At 67.1% G+C, this 909-nt stretch carries 1 protein-coding gene; it reads left to right on the top strand.

Going from position 1 to position 909, the window contains the following annotated elements; genetic code table 11:
* The coding region (locus IEY86_RS35955; protein ID WP_189136095.1) for an acyltransferase domain-containing protein at window positions 1–909 on the top strand (909 nt) is incomplete at both ends.

Genomic DNA, 909 nt, shown 5'->3' with positions numbered 1-909 from the left:
GGGGCGTTCGGTGTTTGAGCATCGTGCGGTGGTTCTGGGTTCGGATCTGGGTGGGTTGTGCGGTGGGTTGGCGGAGTTGGCTGCTGGTGGTGGGTCGGCTTCGGTGTCGGGGTCGGTGGTGTCGGGGTCGGTGGTGCGGGGTCGGACGGCGTTCTTGTTCGCGGGGCAGGGGTCGCAGCGGTTGGGGATGGGGCGGGAGTTGTATGGGGCGTTTCCGGTTTTTGCGGAGGCGTTCGATGCGGTGGATGCGTGTTTGGGTGGGCGGGTTCGGGAGGTGGTGTTCGGTGGTGATGGCGGGTTGCTGAATGGCACGGAGTGTGCGCAGTCCGCGTTGTTCGCGTTTGAGGTGGCGTTGTTCCGGTTGGTGGAGTCGTGGGGGGTTGTGCCGGATGTTGTGCTGGGGCATTCGGTGGGTGAGTTGGTGGCGGCTCATGTGGCGGGGGTGTGGTCGTTGGAGGATGCGTGTCGTGTGGTGGGGGCGCGGGGGCGGTTGATGCAGGCGTTGCCGTCGGGTGGGGCGATGGTTTCGGTGGGGGCGTCGGAGGCGGAGGTGCTGCCGCTGCTTGAGGGGCGGGGTGATGAGGTCGGGTTGGCGGCGGTCAATGGGCCTGTGTCGGTGGTGGTTTCGGGTGTGGAGGCGGTGGTTGCCGAGGTTGAGGGGTATTTCCGTGGGTTGGGGCGTAGGACGTCGCGGTTGCGGGTGAGTCATGCGTTTCATTCGCCGTTGGTGGAGCCGATGTTGGAGGAGTTCCGGGGGGTGGTGGAGGGTGTGGCGTATGGGCGGCCGCGGTTGGAGGTGGTCTCGAATGTGACGGGTGGGCCGGTTGCGGCGGGGGAGTTGGGTTGCCCGGAGTACTGGGTGCGGCATGTCCGTGAGGCCGTGCGGTTCGCCGACGGCATCCGCAGCCT

This window comes from Wenjunlia tyrosinilytica (assembly GCF_014646055.1).
Classification (GTDB): Bacteria; Actinomycetota; Actinomycetes; order Streptomycetales; family Streptomycetaceae; genus Wenjunlia; species Wenjunlia tyrosinilytica.
Note: the sequence above shows the minus strand (reverse complement) of the source record. Positions and strands in the feature narration are given on the sequence as shown.